2 protein-coding genes and 1 pseudogene are annotated in these 2679 nt (G+C 60.0%); all 3 read left to right on the plus strand.

Going from position 1 to position 2679, the window contains the following annotated elements; translation table 11 throughout:
- The coding region (locus ACRC1E_RS05090) for a peptide ABC transporter substrate-binding protein (RefSeq protein ID WP_438514026.1) at window positions 1-1431 on the plus strand (1431 nt) is incomplete at its 5' end.
- 157 nt (window positions 1432-1588) lie between these two features.
- Window positions 1589-2509: an oligopeptide ABC transporter permease OppB gene (gene oppB / locus ACRC1E_RS05095; RefSeq protein WP_438514027.1), complete on the plus strand. Its 921-nt coding sequence runs from the start codon at window positions 1589-1591 to the stop codon at window positions 2507-2509.
- 11 nt (window positions 2510-2520) lie between these two features.
- Window positions 2521-2679, plus strand: a pseudogene (locus ACRC1E_RS05100) (peptide ABC transporter permease); the annotation flags it as partial.

Genomic DNA, 2679 nt, shown 5'->3' on the forward strand with positions numbered 1-2679 from the left:
AATCTGACGCGCGACCTGTTTGAAGGTCTGACCGCCACCGATAACGAAGGCCGTATCGTGCCGGGTGTGGCCGAGAGCTGGAAGCAGACCAACCCGACCACCTGGGTGTTCAAATTGCGCAAGAATGCCAAGTGGAGCAATGGCGAGCCGGTCGTCGCGGCCGACTTTGTCTATGGCTGGCAGCGTTTTGTCGATCCCAAGACCGCATCGCCTTACGCCACCACTTATGGCGCATTCATCCTGAACGGCATCGAAGCTGCCGAGGGCAAGAAAGCGCCGGCTGATCTGGGTGTGAAGGCGCTGGACAAATACACGCTGGAAGTGAAGACCCCGTATCCGGTTTCCTTCCTGCCGGATGTCGTTTCCAACCTCAACCTCGGCCCGGTACACAAGGCCAGCATCGAGAAAAACGGCAAGGACTGGACCAAGCCGGGCAAGCTGGTATCCAACGGCGCCTTCGTACTGAAAGACTGGCAGGTCAACTCCAAGCTGGTGATCGAGAAAAACCCGCAGTACTGGGACAAGGGCAATGTGCAGCTGAACAAGGTCACCTACCTGCCGGTGGAAGACGGTTTTGCCGACGTGAAACTGTTCCAGTCGGGCGAGAACGATTGGGTCTACCAGTTGCCGCCAGCCACCTACGAGAAGTACAAGCAGGAGCTGCCAAAAGACATCCGCAACGCCCCGATGCTGGGTCTGCGTTACTACTCGTTCAACGTCAAAGACCCGGTGATGAAGGACAAGCGCGTGCGTCAGGCGCTGTCCATGGTCATCGACCGTGACTTGCTGGCCCAGAAAATCACCGCCGACGGCCAGGTGCCGGCCTATGGCGTGATCGTGCGCGGTGTCGCCGGCGCCGATGTCACCAGCTATGACTGGGCGAAGTGGCCGATGGCCAAGCGTGTCGAGGAGGCGAAGAAGCTGCTCGCCGCTGCCGGTCTGAAGCCGGGCTCCAAGGTCAAGTTCACCTACAACACCTCCGAATACCACAAGAAGATGGCGATCTTTGCCGCTTCCGAGTGGAAGTCCAAGCTCGGCCTGAATACCGAGATGGAAAACATGGAGTTCAAGGTGCTGCTGAAAAAGCGCCACGACGGCGACTTCCAGATCGCGCGTAACGGCTGGGTGGCCGACTACAACGACGCGACCACCTTCTTGACGCTGGTGCAGTGCGGCTCCGACCAGAACGACAACGGCAACTGCAACCCCAAGGCCGAAGCGCTGATCAAGCAGGGTAACCAGAGCACCGATCCGGCCAAGCGCAAGGCGGCACTGACCCAGGCTGCCAAGATGATCATGGACGACTATCCACTGCTGCCGCTGCTGCAGTACACGGTACCGCGTCTGGTGAAATCCTATGTCGGCGGTTACTCGACCAAGAATCCGATGGACCGCTATCGCAGCAAAGACCTCTACATCATCAAGCACTAAGCCTGAGTCGTGATGTCCATAGCCCGGTGCGGCGCTACATGGCCGCTCCGGGCTATTTGTGATACGCCGGGCCGTGGTGCCCGGCGGGTTTTTCAGCCTGAATTTCTGCTGCTCGCTGCCCACAAGGCGGATGGGCTGGCAGAGCGGAGCCTCTATCATGTGGTCCTATGTTTTCCGGCGCGTACTGATGACGATTCCGACCATTCTGGTCGTCATCACCGTCTGCTATCTGATGCTGCATCTGACCCCGGGCGGCCCGTTCGATACCGAACGCAAGGTGTCCGCTGCCGTCATGGCCAATCTGCAAGCCAAATACCACCTCGACCTGCCTTTGTGGCAGCAATATCTGTATTACCTCAAGGGCCTGCTGCAGGGTGATCTGGGCGCGTCCTTCCGTTACGCCGACTGGAGTGTGAACGAGCTGGTGGCCAAGGCGCTGCCGGTGTCGCTGACCATAGGCGGCGTGTCCTTGCTGATCTCCATCGTGATCGGCGTGCTGTTGGGCACGGTGGCCGCCCTGCGCCAGAACAGTGCTATCGACTATCTGGTGATGCTGATCGGTAATCTGGGTAGTGCCTTCCCGTCCTTTGTCATCGGGCCGGTGCTGATCCTGATTTTTGCACTGTGGTTGTCGTGGCTGCCTTCCGGCGGCTGGCAGGACTTCGAGCTGCGCTATATGGTGCTGCCGATGGCGCTGCTGACCTTTATCAATGTCTCGACCATAGGCCGCGTGATGCGCGGCAGCCTGATCGAGGTGATGTCCAGCAACTTCATCCGTACCGCGCGTGCCAAGGGCCTGCCTACCCGCACCATCGTGCTGCGGCATGCTTTCAAGCCGGCCTTGATGCCGGTGGTGTCGGTGCTGGGGCCGCTGGCGATCTCGTCGATTACCTCGGCGGTGGTCACCGAGTCGGTGTTTTCGTTGCCCGGCATCGGCAAGCTGATCGTCAACGGCGCATCCAATCGCGACTACACCCTGGTGCTGGGGCTGGTGGTGCTGATTACCGTACTGGCCGTGCTGCTCAACCTGCTGGTCGACCTCGCTTATGCGTTGCTAGACCCGAAAATCCGCTACTGAGCGAGGCCCTTATGCTGTTCCAAAATAAACAGAACACCATCGGCGATGCGCTGCTGGCTGCCGGCCTCGATGCCTTGCCGGTGGCAGGACGCAGCCCGTGGCGCGATGCGCGCGAGCGCTTTTTCCGCAACAAGGCGGCGGTGGCCAGCCTGGTGCTGCTGTTGCTGATC

Source organism: Craterilacuibacter sp. (assembly GCF_051659485.1).
Classification (GTDB): domain Bacteria; phylum Pseudomonadota; class Gammaproteobacteria; order Burkholderiales; family Chromobacteriaceae; genus Craterilacuibacter.

Bases quoted from the DNA above. Each gene is read 5' to 3' on its own strand.
- oppB (WP_438514027.1), top strand. From the start codon at position 1,589: ATGTGGTCCTATGTTTTCCGGCGCGTACTGATGACGATTCCGACCATT.